The sequence below is a fragment of the Actinocrinis sp. genome, from assembly GCF_035938995.1.
Taxonomy (GTDB): Bacteria; Actinomycetota; Actinomycetes; order Streptomycetales; family Catenulisporaceae; genus DASZGI01.
In genome coordinates this window covers 16,520-33,458 of record NZ_DASZGI010000096.1, presented here as the reverse complement: position 1 = coordinate 33,458, position 16,939 = coordinate 16,520, and the positions used below count along the sequence as shown (strand labels likewise).

Genomic DNA, 16,939 nt, shown 5'->3' with positions numbered 1-16,939 from the left:
GGGCACGATGATCGCGGGCACGCCGTCGACCTGACGGCTCGCCAGAACCGCCGCGGCGCCGCGTTCGACGGCCGCGGCGGCGTAGTCGTGGCCGTCCGCCTGTTCGCCGACGAAGGCCACGAACAGGCCGCCCGGCTGCACAGCGCGCGAGTCCTCCGCGGCCGGGCCGGTGACCGTGATCGCGCCGTCCGTCCCGTCGCCGAGCACGCCGCCGACTGCCTGCGCGATCTGCGCGAGGGTCATCGGGATCACGGCGCCGCCGATCCGGAGCCGGATGCCGAGCCTGATTCGGAATCAGCGCCCGTTCTGGACACAGTGCCTTTTTCGGACACGGTGCCTGTTTCTGACACGGTGCCCCACGACCCGGACGGGGCGCACGCCCAGATCGCCTCGCGCAGCACGGCGGCGTCGTCGAACGGGTACACCACGCCGCCGATCTCCTGCCCTTGCTCGTGCCCCTTCCCGGCGACCACGACCGCGTCGCCGCGGCGGCTCGCGGACACCGCGAGGGCGATCGCCTCGGAGCGGTCCGGGACGACGGCCACGGTGGCGTGCGCCCCCGCGGCGACGGCCTCGCGGGCGCCCGCGGCGGCGGCGTCGAGGATGACCAGCGGGTCCTCCGAACGGGGGTTGTCGTTGGTGAGGATGACCTCGTCGGCCCCGCGTGCTGCGGCGGCGCCCATCAGCGGCCGCTTACCCCGGTCACGGTCGCCGCCACAGCCCACGACGATGCGCAGGGTGCCAGAGGTGACCGGCCGGACCGCCGAGAGCAGCGTCTCGATGGCGTCGGGGGTGTGCGCGTAGTCGACGACGGCGAGGTACGGCTGTCCGGCGTCGACTCGCTGCATCCGGCCCGGGACGCCGGGCACGGAGGCGACTCCCGCGATGGCGGTGTCGGGGTCGATGCCCGCCGCGACGAGGCAGGCCACCGCCGCGACCGCGTTTTCGACGTTGAACTCCCCGGGCAGCGCCACTTCGGCCTCGCGCCGCGCGCCGTCCGGCCCGACGAGCGTGAAGCGGGTGCCGTCGGGGCCGAGCCGCACGTCGAGCGCGCGCCAGTCGGCGCCGGGCGCGCCCTCGGCGGAGAACGTCCAGTGCGGCAGGCCGATCGCCGCGACCCGCTCGATGAGGCGGCGGCCGTGGGCGTCGTCGGCGTTGAGCACCGCGAAGCCGGTGTACTCGGGGGTGAAGAGCTTCGCCTTGGTCTCGAAGTAGTCCTCGAAGTCGGCGTGGAAGTCGAGGTGATCCTGCGTCAGGTTGGTGAACGCGGCGACCCGGTAGCGGATGCCGGCGGTGCGCCCGTATGCGAGGGCGTGGCTGGAGACCTCCATCGCGACCGCACCGACGCCGTCCTCGCGCATGACCGCGAGCAGCGCCTGGAGGTCAGGGGCCTCGGGGGTGGTGCGCACCGACTTGACCACCCGGTCGGCGATGCGCGTCTCGACGGTGCCGATCAGGCCGGTGCGCAGGCCCGCGGCGCGCAGTCCGCCGTCGATCAGGTAGGTCGTGGTGGTCTTGCCGTTGGTTCCGGTGACGCCGAGCATCAGCAGCGCGGACGCCGGTTCGCCGTACACGCGCGCGGCGATCGGGCCGAGCGCGGGGCGGACCTCGGGCACCAGCAGGACCGGCAGCCCGGTGGCGGCCGCGCGTTCGGCTCCGCTCTCGTCGGCGAGGATCGCCGCGGCGCCGGCCTGGGCGGCCTGGGGGGCGAACTGCGCGCCGTGGACCGCAGCACCGGGCATAGCCGCGTAGAGGTCGCCGGGCCGCACTGCGCGCGAGTCGTGCGTGAACCCCGTCACCAGGGCCTTTGCGGCGTCCGCGGGGCCGGTGATCCGGGCCGCGGGGACTGCCTCGGCGAGCTCTTCCAGCGCGCGCGGCACGGTCGTGCCCGGGCGGGGCGGGCCGACCGGGGGTGGTGACTGTTTGAGCGGGTTCGGCACGACGGGCAGGCTACCGTGTCCCGCACCGCGCGCGTGCCAGCGCCTCGGCTCTGTAGCAGGCCGGTAACGGCCATCGCGGGGAGTGATCGCCCGGTTACCACTCACGTCACACCAGAACCGATGCCACCTCGGGTATCGCCGCCGCTGCTCTTGCCGCCGCGGGAATCACCGCTGTAGCAATCGCTGTAGCAATCACCGCTGCGGTAATCACCACTGTGTGGCCAGGTTCGGCGGCTTGGTGCCGGTGGGCGCTATGGCAAGGCTCTGCAGGGCGAAGGACATGACCGACTTGAACACCGGAGCGGCGATGGCGCCGCCGAAGTACGAGCCGGTGGTCGGGTTCTGGATCACCACGGACACCACGAGCTGCGGGTTGTCGGCCGGCGCGAAGCCGATGAAGGACGAGGTGTAGCCGCAGTAGCCGTGGCACCGGCTGTCGTAGCGGTTCGCGGTACCGGTCTTGCCCGCCACCCGGTAGCCGGGGATCTCGGCCCCCGGCGCGGTCCCCTTCTCGGAGACCACCGACTCCATCATCTGCTCGACCTGCGCGGCCGTCTTGGCCGACACGACCTGGGTGCGGGCCGCGGCGGGGGCCGCGGTGAACGCGCCGTTCGCGTCGACGTAGCCCTTCACCAGCGTCGGGGTGACCCGGACCCCGGCGTCGGCGATGGTGGCGAACACGCTGGTGGCCTGGACCGCGTTGACCGACAGTCCCTGGCCGAACGGGATGCGCCAGCGCTGCGAGCCGTCCCACTTCTGGTAGGGGGCGAAGATGCCGGGCGACTCGCCGGGCAGGCCGAGCCCGGTGGGCAGGCCGATGCCGAAGGCGCGGAAGTAGCTCCAAAGGATCTGGTCGCGGTTCTGCCCGAACTGCTCGGTGACCACGTCGGTGCCGATGTTGCTGGACTCGGCGAGCACCCCGGTCAGCGTCAGGTGCTCGGTGCCGTGGTTGGTGTCGTCGTAGATCGGCTGGCTGTACTTGGGCGCGAGCTCCGGCGGCACGACCACCCTGCTGGCGGGGTCGGCGACGCCCTGCTGGATCGCGGCGGCCATGGTCATGACCTTGGCGACCGAACCGGGCTCGTAGACCTCGGACAGCGCGCGGTCGCCGACGTTCGGCGCGATGGCCGGCGTGATGTCGCTCTGGTCGTAGGTGGGCGAGGTGGCCAGCGCGAGGATCGCTCCGCTGCGCGGGTCCATCACCACCACGGTGCCCGACTCCGCGCCGGACGCGGCGACCTGCTTGTCGATCGCCTGCTGCGCGGCCCACTCGATGCCGCCGTCGATCGTGGTCTCGATCGAGGTCCCGGCGACCGGCGCCTGCTCGTTGATGCCCGCGGTCGGGATCTCGGTGCCGTCAGCGGCCTGGTAGGAGATGCGCCCGTCCTTGCCGGCCAGCTGCGTGTTGTACTCGCTCTCAAGGCCCGCGGCGCCGACACCAGAACCATTGATGAAACCGACGAGGTTCGAGCCCAGCGCGCCCTGCGGGTACACCGTTTTGGCGTCGGTCATCCCGTACACCCCGGACAGCCCCAGGGCCTTGATCTGCTGCCAGGTCTGGGGCGTCACCTGCTTGGCGAGTAGCACGTAGCGGGTGGTGGCGGTGGAGAGCTTCGCCCGCAGGTCCGCGACGTTCGCGGTGCCCGGCGGGTCGCCGAGCAGGGCCGCCAGCTTCGAGGCGTAGACCGCCGGATCCTGTTTGAGGGTCTTGATCTGGATCGGGTCGGCGGTGACGTCGACCGCGTCCACGGACTCGGCCAGCGGCCGGCCGGAGGCGTCCAGTATCGCGCCGCGCGTCGCGGTGAGCGTGTAGTCCTGGGTGCGGGCGGCCGCGGCGCTGGCCCCGTATCCGGCCGCGTCGACCGCCTGGAGCTGCACGAGCCGCCCGCCGAACAGGGAGAAGATGAACGCCAGGGCGATCGTGCCGACGCGCAGACGGCGGCGCGGGTCGCCGAGGACGAGCGGCTTCGGCGGGCGCTGCGGTATGCGGGGCGGCGGCACCTGCGCTAGGGGGCGCACCTGCTTGGTCGGCGGGGTCTTCGCGGCCTGCGAGGCCGGCTTCTTCGCGCCCTGCTTTTTCGCGGCCGACTTCTTCGCCCCCTGGTTGTTCGCTCCAGCACGCCCGGTCTGGGGTGTCCGGCGCCGCGGCGGGACGGGAGCGCCGCGGCCGTTGCGGGTGCCGTCGGTCATGGCGTCGTCCCGGTGGCCGGGGCGGACGGGGACGTCGTCGCGCTCTGCGACACGCTCGGCGGCGAGCCTGATACAGACGGCGAGCCGGACGCCGACGGCGAGCCCGAGGGCGTCGGCGAAGGCGGTGCGGGCGGGGACGTGGTCGGCGCCGCGGACGGCGAGCCGAGCACCGCGCCGCTGCCCGGATTGAGGAACGCCGGCTGCGGGTTGGGGACCATACCGAGCGCGGCGGCCTGCGACGCCAGCGGACCGGGCGCCGAGAGGGCGCCGAGTTGCAGTGCGAGCTGCTGCTGCTCATCCGTCAGCTGGCTCTGCCGCTTCTGCCCCGCGTTCAGCTCGAACGCCCCCCGGTCGAGCGCGGTGTTGAGCAGCAGCAGGATGACGAGCCCGGTGCCGAGCACGGCGAGCACGAGGATGGCGAACGGAACCACGGACCGGCGCCCGGCGAATCCGGGGATCACCGCCAGACCCTGCTTGCCCGCACCCTGTTTGCGCGGTCCCGGCACCCGCGCACCCCCCGTCATCGCACCGCACCCGCCCCCCGGCCGCTCGCCTCCATGGCGGCCAGTATTCCGCACAGGTCTTCGCAATCGGCGCAGCGCCACGGGCGCAGCCGCGGGTTCTCAGCCCTTTCTCATACGCCGCCGCGCATGCCCCGCGCCGCCGAGCCGCGTGGCGACCGAACCGCGCCGCACCCGCTGCGCCGCCCGGAACTTCGCCGACGCCGCGCGAGGGTTCGCCGCCACTTCCGCCTCGCTGGGCTCCTCGGCGCCGCGGGTCAGCAGGCGCAGCACCGGCTCGGTACCCGGCGGCGCGACCGGCAGCCCGACCGGCGCCGTAGACGCCGCGCCCGCCGCGAGCACCCGCTTGACCAGCCGGTCCTCCAGCGAGTGGTAGGCGAGCACGGCGATGCGGCCGCCGACCTCCAGCGCGTCCACCGCCGCCGGGATCGCCCGCTCGAGCACCGCGAGCTCCGCGTTGACCTCGATCCGCAGCGCCTGGAACGCCCGCTTGGCCGGATGCCCGCCGGTGCGCCGGGTCGCCGCCGGGATCGCCTCCCGCACCAGCTCGGCCAGCGGCGCGGTGGTCTCCAACGGGTCCTTGGCGCGCGCCGCGACGATCGCCGCGGCCACCCGCTGCGCGAACCGCTCCTCCCCGTACTCGCGCAGGATCCGCGCCAGCTCGCGCTCCGGGTAGGTGTTGACCACCTCCCGGGCGGTCAGCGGCGCGGTCTGGTCCATCCGCATGTCCAACGGCGCGTCATACGCGTAGGCGAACCCGCGCTCGCGCATGTCCAACTGGAGCGAGGAGACTCCGAGGTCGAAAAGGATCCCGCGGATCGACGCGACGCCCAAGCGGTCCAAGACGTCCGGCAGCTCGTCGTAGACCGCGTGCACCGCCTCGAAGCGGTCGCCGAACCGGGCCAGCCGGGCACGCGAACGTTCCAGCGCCTGCGGGTCGCGGTCCAACCCGATCAGCCGGATCCCGGGCAGCCGGGTGAGCAGCGCCTCGCTGTGGCCGCCGAGACCGAGCGTGGCGTCCACGAAGACGGCCCCGTCCGCCCCGCCGTCCTCAGCCGCCGGGGCGAGCGTCTCGACGCACCGCTCCAGCATCACCGGAACGTGCTCCGCCGTCTCACCGTCTGCCGCCATGGCGCGATTATCCCGGAACCAGGCCGCCGGAAAGCCGCGACCGCAGGTCCCCGCCCGCTCGGATGTACTCACAAACGCTCTGACACCGGGGAAGTAGCGGCAGAACGCGGGTGAGCGGGTGGAGGCCTGCGGTCGCGGCCGCTGAAGGAAGCGGCCGAGCCCTAGGCGCGCGCCTATGTCGGATCCGGTCCCCCCTCTGGTCGTCCGAGGCCCATCTCGTCGTGCAGCAGGCCGTCCGCGGGCAGATCGGCGAACCGGGGCTCGGTCTCCTCCAGGTACCGCTCCCAGGCCGCCGCGTCCCACAGCTCGAAGTGCGTGTCCGCGCCGACCACCGCCACCTGCCCGGTCAGCCCGGCGTACTCGCGCAGCGCCGGCGGGAGGGTGATGCGGCCCTGCTTGTCGAAGGACTGTTCGCTCGCGCCCGCGTACAGCACGCGCAGGTAGTCGCGCACCGCCCGCGGGGAGGCCAGGGCGCCCGCGTTCGGGGCACGCCGGATCCGGTCGGCCGCCTCCGCGAAGGCGGAAGCCGGCCAGACCGAGAGGCACCGCTCCTGCCCCTTCGTGATCACCAGCCGCTCCGTTCCGTCGACCCGGGCCGCCTCTTCACGGAACCGGGCCGGCAGGATCAGCCGCCCCTTGTCGTCCAGCCGCGGGACGAAGGTGCCGAGGAACACCGGCGCCTCCCGCGAAGAGAAGACCTACGAATGCGGTTCCGGGTCGGGACGGCCGCCGCGGACCGCCCACCGCGGTCCACAGAGCCTCCACTTCCCCCCACTCTACTCCACAAACCGCCCCCTACGCCGTCCGAGTACTCCACTGCCCGCCCTTTGGGCGTAGGAAAAACGGGCTTCCGCGCTCTTGCACACAGACCGCCGACGTCAGGCAAGATGACCCCATCGGCTGTGCGAAGGAAACAGCCGGAAAACTGAGGGAGGGCCCGTTGCCGGGCACACAGCGGCAGTACGGCGAGGTGGCCGGCGCGCAGCCGACGGCGCTCACGCCGGACGCCCACTCCAGCGGCGGTCCGGAACCCCGGGCGCCGTTGTCCCCGCACGAGCGCCCGGCGGTCATCACCGACCGGATCCGCGAGCGGGTCGAGTCGGTGATCGAGGGCAAGGGCGAGGTGGTGCGCCTGGCGCTGACCGTCCTGCTCGCCGAGGGCCACCTGCTGATCGAGGACGTCCCCGGGGTCGGCAAGACGATGCTGGCCAAGGCGCTGGCCAAGGCGATCGACTGCACCGTGCGGCGCATCCAGTTCACGCCGGACCTGCTGCCCTCCGACGTGACCGGGGTGACGATCTTCGACCCGCAGCGCGGCGAGTTCGAGTTCAAACCGGGCGCCGTGTTCGCGCACATCGTGCTCGGCGACGAAATCAACCGGGCCTCGCCCAAGACTCAATCGGCGCTGCTGGAGTGCATGGGCGAGCACCAGGTCACCGTCGACGGGGTCAGCTACACGCTCGAGACCCCGTTCATGGTCATCGCGACGCAGAACCCGGTCGAGATGGAGGGCACCTACCCGCTGCCCGAGGCCCAGCGCGACCGCTTCATGGCGCGCATCGCGATGGGCTACCCGGCCCCGGCCGCGGAACTGCGGATGCTCGACGGGCACTCCGCCGCCAACCCCCTCGACGAACTGCAGCCCGCGGCGGACACTCACGACGTGGTCAAACTGATCGAGACCGCGCGCGGGGTGCACGTCTCGGACGAGGTCAAGCGGTACGTCATCGACCTGGTGACGGCCACCCGGGCCGCCCCCGACCTGCGCCTGGGCGCCTCGCCCCGGGCCGCGCTGCACATGATCCGGGCCGCCCGCGCCAAGGCGGCGCTGGAGGACCGCGAGTTCGTGCTGCCCGACGACATCAAGTCCCTGGCCGTGCCGGTGCTCGCGCACCGCCTGATCCCCACCGCCGAAGCCCGGGTGGGCCGCCGCTCCGCCGAGCAGATCGTCAGCGAACTGCTCGACGCGGTGCCGGTGGACGGCCACTCGCCCCGCCGCCGATGAACACCCGGCCCGGTTCGGCCGTGCGCGACGCCTGGCGCACCTTCTCGACCGGGCTGACCACGCGCGGGCGGGCGTTCCTGTCCGCGGGGCTGGCCTCGGCCGCCTGCGCGATCCTGCTGGGCTACCAACCGCTGCTGCGCGTGGCGATCCTGCTGACCGCGCTGCCGATCGCCGCCGCCGCGATCACCTCGGCCTCCCGCTACCGCATCGCCTGCCGCCGAAGTCTGGTGCCCGCGCGCGTCCCGGTCGGCTCCCCCGCGCGGGTGCACCTGCGGCTGGAGAACGCCGCCCGGCTGCCCAGCACCCCGCTGCTGGTCGAGGACAAGGTCCCGTACACCCTCGGCTCGCGGCCGCGGTTCATCCTGCGCCGGATCGAGCCGGGAGGCACCCGCCGGGTCGCCTATCGGGTGCGCTGCGACAGCCGCGGCCGCTACCCGCTTGGACCGCTCTCGCTGCGCAGCGCCGACCCCCTCGGCCTGTTCGAGCTGACCCGCTCCTTCAGCGCGCAGCACACCCTCACCGTCTCGCCGAAGGTGGACCTGCTGCCCGCCGTCACGCTCGGCACCGTGTGGACCGGACACGGCGACGGCCACGCGGCGCACGCCGCCGCAGCCGGCGAGGACGACATCGGTGTGCGCGAGTACCGCTACGGCGACGAGCTACGCCGAATCCACTGGCGCTCGACCGCACACCATGGGGAAATCATGGTGCGGCGCGAGGAGCAGACCCGGCACAGCCGCTGCACGATCCTGCTGGACAACCGGTTCGAGGCGCACCGCGGCACCGGCCCGGCCGCCTCACTGGAGTGGGCCGTGTCCGCCGCCGCGAGCAGCGCGCTGCACCTGCTGCACAGCGGATACACCGTGCACCTGGCCACAGGCGCGGGCGGGGCGCCGATCCCGGCCGACTCCGAGGACGCGATCCTCGACTCGCTCGCCGTGCTCAAGGCCGTGCACGCCGGCGCGTTGCAGTTCGCGCCGCGCGGTTCGGACGACGGCGCGGACAGCCTGATCATCGCGGTGCTCGGCGCGATGGGTGCCACCGACGCCACCGACCTGGCGCGGGCCCGGCCCTCGACCGCGAGCACGGTCGCGTTCCTGCTCGACGTGGACACCTGGAGCGGCGTCGCGGCGTCCAGGCAGCCATACGGTGCGGCGGCGGGCCAGCGGCAGGCCGCCGCGATCCTCGAAGCGGCCGGCTGGCAGGTCGTGATCGCGTCCAGCGACGACATTTTCCCGGACCTGTGGCGCGCCGCGTCCCGGCACCCCGCCGCCTCACGCGGCGGCGGCCTCTCGGACCAGGTGTTCGAGGCCACGGCCGCCGGGGCGCCGACACCCGCGCCCGCGGAATCGTGATGCGGGGCGCCGACGATGAGCACAGAGCCTGAGACGAAGCCTGAGAAGGTGGGCCAGTGATCGAGGCCACGCGGGCGCCGCTGCGCCTGACCGCCGCCGCCGCCGTAACGTCGGCGACCGCCACGCTCGGCCTCGAGCGCCTGGTGCAGAGCGGGCCGTGGCTCACCGCCTGCTTCACCGCGATCCTGGTCGTCGGCGCGATCGGGCATCTGGCCCGCAGCGGCCGGCTCCCCCGGCCGGTGGTCATCCTCGCGCAGATCGTCGGCGGGCTGTGCGCAGTGACGCTGCTGCGCGTTCCCACGAGCGCCATCGGCTTCTTCATCCCGGGCCCCGGCGCGTTCCACGCCCTCGCCGAACAGATCTCGGCCGGCCGCACGAACATCGCCAACGAGTCGCCGCCGGCCGCCGCCACGCCCGGGATCACCACGATCCTGGTCTTGGTGTGCGCCGCCTTCGCCATCCTGATCGACGCGATCGCGGTCACCTACCGCCGCGCCGTCCTCGCCGGGCTGCCGCTGCTCACCGTGTATCTGATACCCGCCACCCGCAAGCCCGGAGGGCTGAGCTGGCTGGCGTTCATCTTCGCCGCGGTCGGCTATCTGTCGCTGGTCAGCGCCGACGGGCACGACCGGCTGGCCCGCTGGGGCCGCGCCCTCGGCTCGCAGAAGAGCTCAGACCCGTTAGGCCCGGCGAACAATCCGCACAGCGCGCTGTCGCGCCGGATCACCTCCACCGCCGTGGTCGCCGCGCTGGTCCTGCCCTGGTTCATCCCGACCCTGCCGGGCTTCTTCAACGGCGGCGGTGGCAGCGGCGGCAGCGGGACGATCAGCATCAACCAGAGCATCGACCTGCGCCGGTCCCTGACGTCCACCTCGGCGATCCCGCTGCTGCGCTACTCCACGAACTCCTCCGACGCCCGCGGCCAGTACCTGCGCATGTCGGTGCTCGACCAGTTCGACGGCAACGCCTGGACGGTGGGCTCCGGCGGGCGGATGCTGCCGTTCTCCGGGAACGTCGCCATCCCGGGCCTGACCAGCCCCGCGATCGCGCGGCGGCAGGAGTCCCTGCAGATCAGCGTGGTGGGCGAGTTCAGCTTTGGCAGCGTTCCGGCCCCTTACGCGCCGACCGCGATCAGCGGCATCGCCAATCCGACCTACGACTCCGCCACGCTCGCGATCACGGCCGGCGACTCGGCCACCCGCTCGCGCCTGGGCCAGCAGTACAACGTCGTGAGCACGCAGCTCGAGCCCACCGCCACGCAGCTGAACAACGCGCCGGCGGCGACCAATCCGTCGCTGGCCCGGTACCTGGAGCGCCCGACGGACTTCCCGGCGGACGTGACCGCGCTGGCGAAGCAGATCACCGCGAACGCCGGCACGCCGTTCCTCAAGGCCGAGGCGCTGCAGAACTACTTCCTGAACAACTTCACCTACAGCACCAGCGTCCCCGCAGGCGACGGCAACAGCGCCATCGAGAACTTCCTGAAGAGCAAGATCGGGTTCTGCCAGCAGTTCGCCGGGACGATGGCCGCGATGGCCCGGGCGCTGGGCATCCCGGCGGTCGTCGCGGTCGGGTTCACCCCCGGCACCCAGCAGAGCGACGGCAGCTACCAGGTGACCACGCACGACGCGCACTCCTGGCCGATGCTCTACTTCTCCGGCATCGGCTGGGTGCGGTTCGAGCCGACGCCCACGATCGCGGGCGCCCGCGGCGAGGCGCCCGCGTACACGAAGGCCGGGGTCGGCGGCATCGGTTCGCTGCCGTCCAGCTCGTTGAGCCCCGGGGCGACTGTGCCGAAGCCGACCAACAGCGCCAACAGCTGCTCCGGCAAGTTCGCCCAGCTGACCGGCGAGTGCGCGAACGCGCAGTCCGGGCACAGCGCCGCGGCCCCGCGGGCGTTCGCCTCCTGGGGACCGTTCGGCGTGATCCCGCGCTGGTTCCAGCGGTGGTTTCTGAGCGGCACCGCAACCGAGATCGGCGCCAAGCTGTTCGCCCTGGTGCTGTTGCTGCTGGCGACCGTCCCGGCGCTGGGTCGCCTGACCCGACGGCGCAACAGGCGGGTCCTGGTCAAGCAGACCGAGCGTTACCTGGCCCGCGTCGCCACGGAAGGCGAGAGGGCCGCCGGGACGCCGCCGGCCCGGTTCCGCGGCCGGGACGGTGCGGCCGCGTCGCCGATGGCCGCGATCGCGCTGGCCGCGTGGGCGGAGCTGCGGGAGTGCGCGGACGACCTCGGCTACGAGTGGGCGGAGAGCGACACGCCCCGCCAGGCCGCGCTGCGGCTGGCGCAGGCAGCCCGGTTCGACGAGGGCGCGACCGCGGCCATGGGACGGGTGACCACCCTCACCGAGCAGGCCCGATACGCCGACGCGCCCCGCTATGACCAGCCGGCACTGCGGGCGCTGCCGCGCGACCTGCGCATGCTGCGGTCAGCGATGGCAGAGAATGCCAGCCGCGCCGACCGCATCAAGGCGGCGATCCTGCCCGCCTCGTCGCTCGCACGCTTGCGGGAGGGACGCGACCGGATGACCGCCTCGTTCTACCGCGGTCAGCGAAACACGACCGAGCGGAACGACGACGCGGAGTCGTGACGAAGGCGGCCTAAGGCCGGATCGGGGCATCGTCGAGTCGCGGCGATCGTCCGCACGCCAAAGATCTGGATGTGTCTGCGCGCGGGCGAGCCGACCGGCCTTCGCGGAGGCGAACGACTTAGAAACCGTCCCGCTCGCGGCGGTGCTGCCAGCGCAGCTCCATGCGCTGGCCGAAGGTGCCGCGGGAGCCGCGGCCCTTACCGCGCGGGCGCAGCCGGAACGCGGGCACGATCTGTCCGGGGGCCGGCACCCGCCGCCAGGTAGACCAGGCCAGCCAGGCGCAGGCCACCACAACGGCGCCGCCGGCCACGTCGAGGGCAACCCGCCGGGCGTAGACCCCGTAGCCGATCAGGGCGGCGCCCGCGAGCACGCCGACGACGGCCGCGACGGCCCGACGGCGCAGCCTCTTGCGCAGCTTGTTGCCCTGGAGCGCCGAGGCGAATTTCGGGTCTTCGGCATGCAGCGCCCGCTCCATCTGCTCGAGCAGCCGTTGCTCATGCTCGGACAGCGGCACCGGGGTTCCTCCTCGCTGGACCGGAATCGCGAGAGATCGGAGTGCCTCAGCGACCGGACCTCTCGAAGTCAAGGATAGGCAGGCCGCCGCGTGTGCGGAACGCCGCCGTTCAATTTTCCGCCCGCGCGGTCGTGGCCACCAGCCGTCAGCCGCCCAGCAGGTGACGCCTTGTCACACCGGCCGCGCTGCGTCGCGGGTTGCGAGCACGTGCAATTGGGTCGCCATGGGCAGGAATTCGGGGCGGGCACAGGCCGCGGACTCCAGTTCCAGCAGCTCCCGCACGGTGGCCGCGCCAGGCGCCGGGTCCGCGGCGCCCGCACCGGGCACCAGGTCGGCGAAGATCCGCACCCCGTGCACCGCCAGCACCGCCAGCCCGGCCGACTCGAGCAGGCCGCGCAGCTCCGTCTCGGCGAACCGGCGCGGGACCGGGTCGTGCGCGCCGAACCGGCCGGCTGGGTCACGCAGCGCCGCGAGAGCTTCGGCCACGTGCCCGCTGAGGGCGCGGGCGAGGACGATGGCGGGGCGGTTGGCCGCCAGGACGCTGGCGAGGCCGCCGGGCCGCAGCAGGCGCGCCGCGGTGCGGCAGCCCTCGGCCGGGTCGTCGGCGAACTCCAGCACCCCGTGGCACAGCACGGCGTCGGCGGATTCCGGGTCGACCACGTCGAACGCGGTCGACAGGTCGCCCTGCGCGGCCCGCACCGCGCCGCCGACCCCGGCCTCGGCGACCCGCCGCTCGAGCGCGGCCAATGCGTCAGGGCTCGGATCGACGACGGTGACCCGGTGCCCGAGGCGGGCCAGCGCCACCGCGAAACCGCCGGTGCCGCCGCCGAGATCGACCACGTCGAAGGTGTCGCGCCCGGTCTCCTTCGCCAGGCCGTCCAGCGCGGACCTGACCGCGTCCCACGCGACCGCGGTGCGCAGCGAGCTTGCGGGGTTCGTTCGGTCGGCGGTGGACACGGCAGAGGCCTCATTTCCACGGTCGGGCTCGGGTCCGGATACTTCGCGTTCAGTGCGGTTCAGCCGCGACCACGGCCTGAACGGGCAAGGCCATGCTATGCGCGACCGCGGCCTATACGGTTCTACGCGGTCCGCACCGCGGGTCCCGCGCGGCCCGCACCGCGAGTCCTGCGCGGCCCGCACCGCGAGTCCTGCGCAGTCCGCACCGCGAGTCCTGCGCAGTCGACACCACGGATCCTGCGCAGTCCGCACCACAGGTTTTACACGATCGGCGCCGCGAGCGCCGCCAGAGCCTCGCGCGCGATCTCGACCGCTTCGACGGGTTCGAGATCGGGATCGTCCGCCCAGAAGGTCCCGATTCTGCCGGGCTCGGTGCCGGGCCCCTCGAACCGCACCGTCACCCGCCCGACGCCAGCACCCTGCACCCATCCAGCGCCCCGCGTCGCGTGCCGCACGTCCTGCCCGGCTAGCCAGCGGCGGGCGGTGTGATCGGTGGGCACCGGGCCATACAGCGTGACCGCCGGTACCGCCTCTTCGGGCCCTGCCTGCTCGCTGCCGCTGCCATTGTCGCCGTCATTGTCGCGTTCGCCGTCGTCGCCCGGCTCCGCCTTGAGATCGTTCGCATGCGCCTCGCTCTCGTACCGGGCGAGTTCAGCGACCAGGTCGCCCTGTGCGTAGTCGGCGAGCCCAGACATGCCCACCCCGAGCAACCGGATTCCCACAGACGAGGCGGTCGCGGCGGGAACGGCGTCGTCCAGCAGCCGCAGCGCCGCGTCCGTGATCACCCGCTCGTCATCGGTCGGCGCGCCGAAGGTCTCGGACCGGGTCACGGTGGTGAAGTCGTGTCCGCGCGCCTTAACCGTGACCGTCCTTCCGGTGTGCCCCGAGGAATGCAGCCGCCGCACGACGCGCTCGGCTAGCTCCGCGACGGCGGCGCGCATGGTCGCCCGGTCGCCGAGGTCGTGCGGGTACGTGTCCTCGGCACTGATCGATTTCGTCGCGCGCTCGGGCTCCACCGTCCGGCCGTCCATCCCGCGCGACAGCCGGTAAAGCATGCCGCCCCACGCCACACCCAGCAGCCCGCTCAGGTCGGCTTCGGTGAGCACGCGCAATTCCGCCACCGTCCCGACGCCGATCTTCCGCAACCGGTCAGCCGTCGCGGGCCCCACGCCCCACAGCGCGCGCACCGGAAGCGGATCAAGCCAATCCAGCTCACCGCCGACCGGAACCACGACGCAGCCATCCGGCTTCTCCGCGTCCGAGGCAACCTTGGCCACCAGCTTTGAAGTCCCGGCGCCGATCGACGCGGCCAATCCGGTGCACGCACGAATGCGGGCTCGCAGCTCCTGCGCGATCCGCCGCGCCTCCACGGCATCGCCGGGACCGCCGCCGGGCATCGCGGCCAGGTCGATGAACGCCTCGTCCAGGCTCACCGGCTCGACCAGCGGCGAGACCGCGCGCAGCACTTCCATGACGACTTTGCTGACGGCGTGATAGGCACCGAAGCGCGGGTAGAGATAAGCGGCATTCGGGCACAGGCGGCGGGCCACAGCGGTCGGAATCGCCGACCGCACCCCGAAGACGCGTGCCTCGTAGCTCGCGGTGGACACGACGCCGCGCAGTCCGACGCCGCCGACCACCACCGGCTTTCCGCGCAGGCTCGGCTTGTGCTGCTGCTCGACCGCGGCAAAGAACGCGTCCATGTCGACATGCAGCACCGAAGGCACTGTGCGCAACGGACGGTCCATGCGTCCATGGTCGCCCCCGGCGCCGACAGAGTCGATCGCGCCACGGATTTCAGGCGCTTACACGATCAACGCTGCCCAATCAGCCGACACAGCCCAATGAACCAATCAACACAGCGAGGGCACAAACAGGTCGCGGACACGCAGAGGGCCGTGCCGGTCGCCCGTCACGGCCCTACGATCCACGTGTCCGCACCAGCACAGAACAGGCACAGCGCTCAATCCGACGTCGACACCGGACACGCAGAGGGCCGCGACGCCTAAACGCCGCGGCCCTACTATCCACGTGTCCGCACAGCCGGAGGCTCAATCCGACGTCGACACCGGAACCGTCCTTCGGCTCACGTCCGGTTGCGTGCGCTCCCCGCTCAGGGTTGGGAACGCACGCGCCGGACGCACCGATCCCGGCGGCTGCCGCACCTAGGCGGAGCACTGATAACGATAGGGTCACAGGGCCATAACCGCCAAGTCCGTAGCGGAAATTGTGGCCGGATCCTGTCACCTCACCCGAATCCGACACCGCCGCGCACGGTCCCACGGCGGCGCACACGCATCAGTCCTCAGACGCCCAACCCGGCATCGGGAACCCGCTGAGCAGGTCCTTCACCTCGCCCGCGATGGTGTCGAGCTCCCGCGCGGTCTCCGGTTCCGCCAGCGCCTCCCGGGACCCGGCCCGCGCGGCGGCCGCGACTGCCCGCTCGATCCACCCGGCCACCGCCGCCATGTGCCCGGTCTCCAGGCCCCGCGTGGTGATCGCGGCCGAACCGAGGCGCAGCCCGGACGGGTCGAACGGGCGACGCGGGTCGAACGGCACGGTGTTGAAGTTGAGCTCGATCCCGGCGGCGTCCAGGGCCTTGGCCGCGATCTTGCCCGTCACGCCCTTGTTGGTCAGGTCCGCCAGCAGCAGGTGGTTGTCCGTGCCGCCGGAGACCAGGTCGAAACCGCGCTCCAGCAACGCGTCCGCGAGCGCCTGCGCGTTGGCGACCACGTTCGCCGCGTAGTCCTTGAACGAGGGCTGCGACGCCTCCTTCAGCGCCACCGCGATCGCCGCCGTGGTGTGGTTGTGCGGACCGCCCTGCAGGCCCGGGAACACCGCCTTGTCGAGCGTCTTCGCGTGCTCCGCGGTCGTCAGCAGCATCGCGCCGCGCGGGCCGCGCAGCGTCTTGTGCGTAGTGGTCGAGATCACATCCGCGTGGCCGACCGGCGACGGGTGCGCCCCGCCCGCGACCAGGCCGGCGATGTGCGCCATGTCGGCCAGCAGGATCGCGCCGGCCTCGCGGGCGATCTCGGCGAAGGCGGCGAACTCGATGGTGCGCGGGATCGCGGTGCCGCCGCAGATGATCAGCTTCGGCCGCTCGCGCAGCGCGATCTCGCGCACGTCGTCCATGTCGACCCGGCCGGTCTCCCGCCGCACGCCGTAGTGCACGGGCCGGAACCACTTGCCGGTGATCGAAACCGGCGAGCCGTGCGTCAGGTGCCCGCCCATGGGCAGGTCCATCGACAGGACGGTGTCGCCGGGGCTCAGGAAGGCGAGGTACACCGCCAGGTTCGCCGGGGAGCCGGAGTAGGGCTGCACGTTGGCGTGCTCGGCCCCGAACAGCGCCTTTGCTCGCTCCACGGCCAGTTCCTCGAGCGGGTCGACGATCTGCTGGCCCTCGTAGTAGCGCTTGCCGGCGTAGCCCTCGGAGTACTTGTTGGTCAGCACGGTGCCGGCCGCCTCGAGCACCGCGGCCGACACGTAGTTCTCGGACGCAATGAGTCGGAGCTTCTGGTACTGCCGCCGGGCCTCAGCCTCGACGAGCGCGGCGATCTCGGGGTCGGTGGCCGCCAGGTGCGGGACATTGGGCTCGTGCATGGGGTGCCTCCATCGTTGGGTTCGCTCCGGTGGCGGCGGAACACCCAGGCGCACGGTGCCCACTCGGGACCGCCGGCCGCTCCCCGGTGGTCAGTCCCACCTCGTAAGGCGCCAGTCGCGGCCCGGCTGCTGCCGATC

The 16,939-nt window shown here is 72.7% G+C and carries 13 protein-coding genes and 1 riboswitch; of the genes, 3 read left to right on the top strand and 10 right to left on the bottom strand.

Annotated features, from left to right (window positions below; all coding sequences use genetic code 11):
- The 6 genes from VGZ32_RS06255 to mraZ form a co-directional block, all read right to left on the bottom strand.
- A partial coding sequence (locus VGZ32_RS06255; protein ID WP_349263504.1) for a Mur ligase domain-containing protein occupies positions 1–252 on the bottom strand: 252 nt, incomplete at its 3' end.
- Positions 249–1,940: a UDP-N-acetylmuramoyl-L-alanyl-D-glutamate--2,6-diaminopimelate ligase gene (locus tag VGZ32_RS06250; protein WP_326884880.1), complete on the bottom strand. Its 1,692-nt coding sequence runs from the start codon at positions 1,938–1,940 to the stop codon at positions 249–251. The genes VGZ32_RS06255 and VGZ32_RS06250, both read right to left, overlap by 4 nt.
- 207 nt (positions 1,941–2,147) lie before the next feature.
- Entirely contained in the window at positions 2,148–4,130 is a 1,983-nt protein-coding gene (locus VGZ32_RS06245) for a penicillin-binding protein 2 (protein WP_326884879.1), read from the bottom strand.
- Positions 4,127–4,654 carry a hypothetical protein gene (locus VGZ32_RS06240; protein WP_326884878.1) on the bottom strand — a complete coding sequence of 176 codons (528 nt, stop codon included), beginning with the start codon at positions 4,652–4,654 and terminating at the stop codon, positions 4,127–4,129. Before VGZ32_RS06240 ends, VGZ32_RS06245 begins: the two co-directional genes overlap by 4 nt.
- 99 nt (positions 4,655–4,753) lie before the next feature.
- Positions 4,754–5,782 carry a 16S rRNA (cytosine(1402)-N(4))-methyltransferase RsmH gene (gene rsmH, locus VGZ32_RS06235; RefSeq protein WP_326884877.1) on the bottom strand — a complete coding sequence of 343 codons (1,029 nt, stop codon included), beginning with the start codon at positions 5,780–5,782 and terminating at the stop codon, positions 4,754–4,756.
- A 173-nt stretch (positions 5,783–5,955) separates the two neighbouring features.
- On the bottom strand, positions 5,956–6,456 hold the full coding sequence (gene mraZ / locus VGZ32_RS06230; RefSeq protein WP_326884876.1) for a division/cell wall cluster transcriptional repressor MraZ: 501 nt from the start codon (positions 6,454–6,456) through the stop codon (positions 5,956–5,958).
- Positions 6,457–6,824: 368 nt separating this feature from the next.
- Here mraZ and VGZ32_RS06225 point away from each other — a divergent pair, with 368 nt between their 5' ends.
- Genes VGZ32_RS06225 through VGZ32_RS06215 form a run of 3 tightly spaced genes read left to right on the top strand, consistent with a single transcriptional unit; the run spans position 6,825 to position 11,730 of the window.
- Positions 6,825–7,787 carry a MoxR family ATPase gene (locus VGZ32_RS06225; protein WP_349263508.1) on the top strand — a complete coding sequence of 321 codons (963 nt, stop codon included), beginning with the start codon at positions 6,825–6,827 and terminating at the stop codon, positions 7,785–7,787.
- Positions 7,784–9,142: a DUF58 domain-containing protein gene (locus VGZ32_RS06220; RefSeq protein WP_326884874.1), complete on the top strand. Its 1,359-nt coding sequence runs from the start codon at positions 7,784–7,786 to the stop codon at positions 9,140–9,142. The genes VGZ32_RS06225 and VGZ32_RS06220 overlap by 4 nt, the downstream gene beginning before the upstream one ends.
- A gap of 56 nt (positions 9,143–9,198) precedes the next feature.
- Positions 9,199–11,730: a DUF3488 and transglutaminase-like domain-containing protein gene (locus VGZ32_RS06215; protein WP_326884873.1), complete on the top strand. Its 2,532-nt coding sequence runs from the start codon at positions 9,199–9,201 to the stop codon at positions 11,728–11,730.
- A gap of 118 nt (positions 11,731–11,848) precedes the next feature.
- Here VGZ32_RS06215 and VGZ32_RS06210 read toward each other — a convergent pair whose 3' ends face one another.
- The 4 genes from VGZ32_RS06210 to glyA all read right to left on the bottom strand — a co-directional run bounded on the left by VGZ32_RS06210 (position 11,849) and on the right by glyA (position 16,801).
- Positions 11,849–12,244, bottom strand: a complete 396-nt coding sequence (locus VGZ32_RS06210) for a DUF3040 domain-containing protein (protein ID WP_326884872.1) — start codon at positions 12,242–12,244, stop codon at positions 11,849–11,851.
- A 171-nt stretch (positions 12,245–12,415) separates the two neighbouring features.
- Positions 12,416–13,201, bottom strand: a complete 786-nt coding sequence (locus VGZ32_RS06205) for a methyltransferase domain-containing protein (protein ID WP_326884871.1) — start codon at positions 13,199–13,201, stop codon at positions 12,416–12,418.
- Positions 13,202–13,461: 260 nt separating this feature from the next.
- Positions 13,462–14,949 carry a DNA polymerase IV gene (locus VGZ32_RS06200; RefSeq protein ID WP_326884870.1) on the bottom strand — a complete coding sequence of 496 codons (1,488 nt, stop codon included), beginning with the start codon at positions 14,947–14,949 and terminating at the stop codon, positions 13,462–13,464.
- A gap of 550 nt (positions 14,950–15,499) precedes the next feature.
- Positions 15,500–16,801 carry a serine hydroxymethyltransferase gene (gene glyA, locus VGZ32_RS06195; RefSeq protein ID WP_326884869.1) on the bottom strand — a complete coding sequence of 434 codons (1,302 nt, stop codon included), beginning with the start codon at positions 16,799–16,801 and terminating at the stop codon, positions 15,500–15,502.
- 35 nt (positions 16,802–16,836) lie between these two features.
- A riboswitch (ZMP/ZTP riboswitch) is annotated at positions 16,837–16,930 on the bottom strand.
- Positions 16,931–16,939 lie beyond the last annotated feature (9 nt).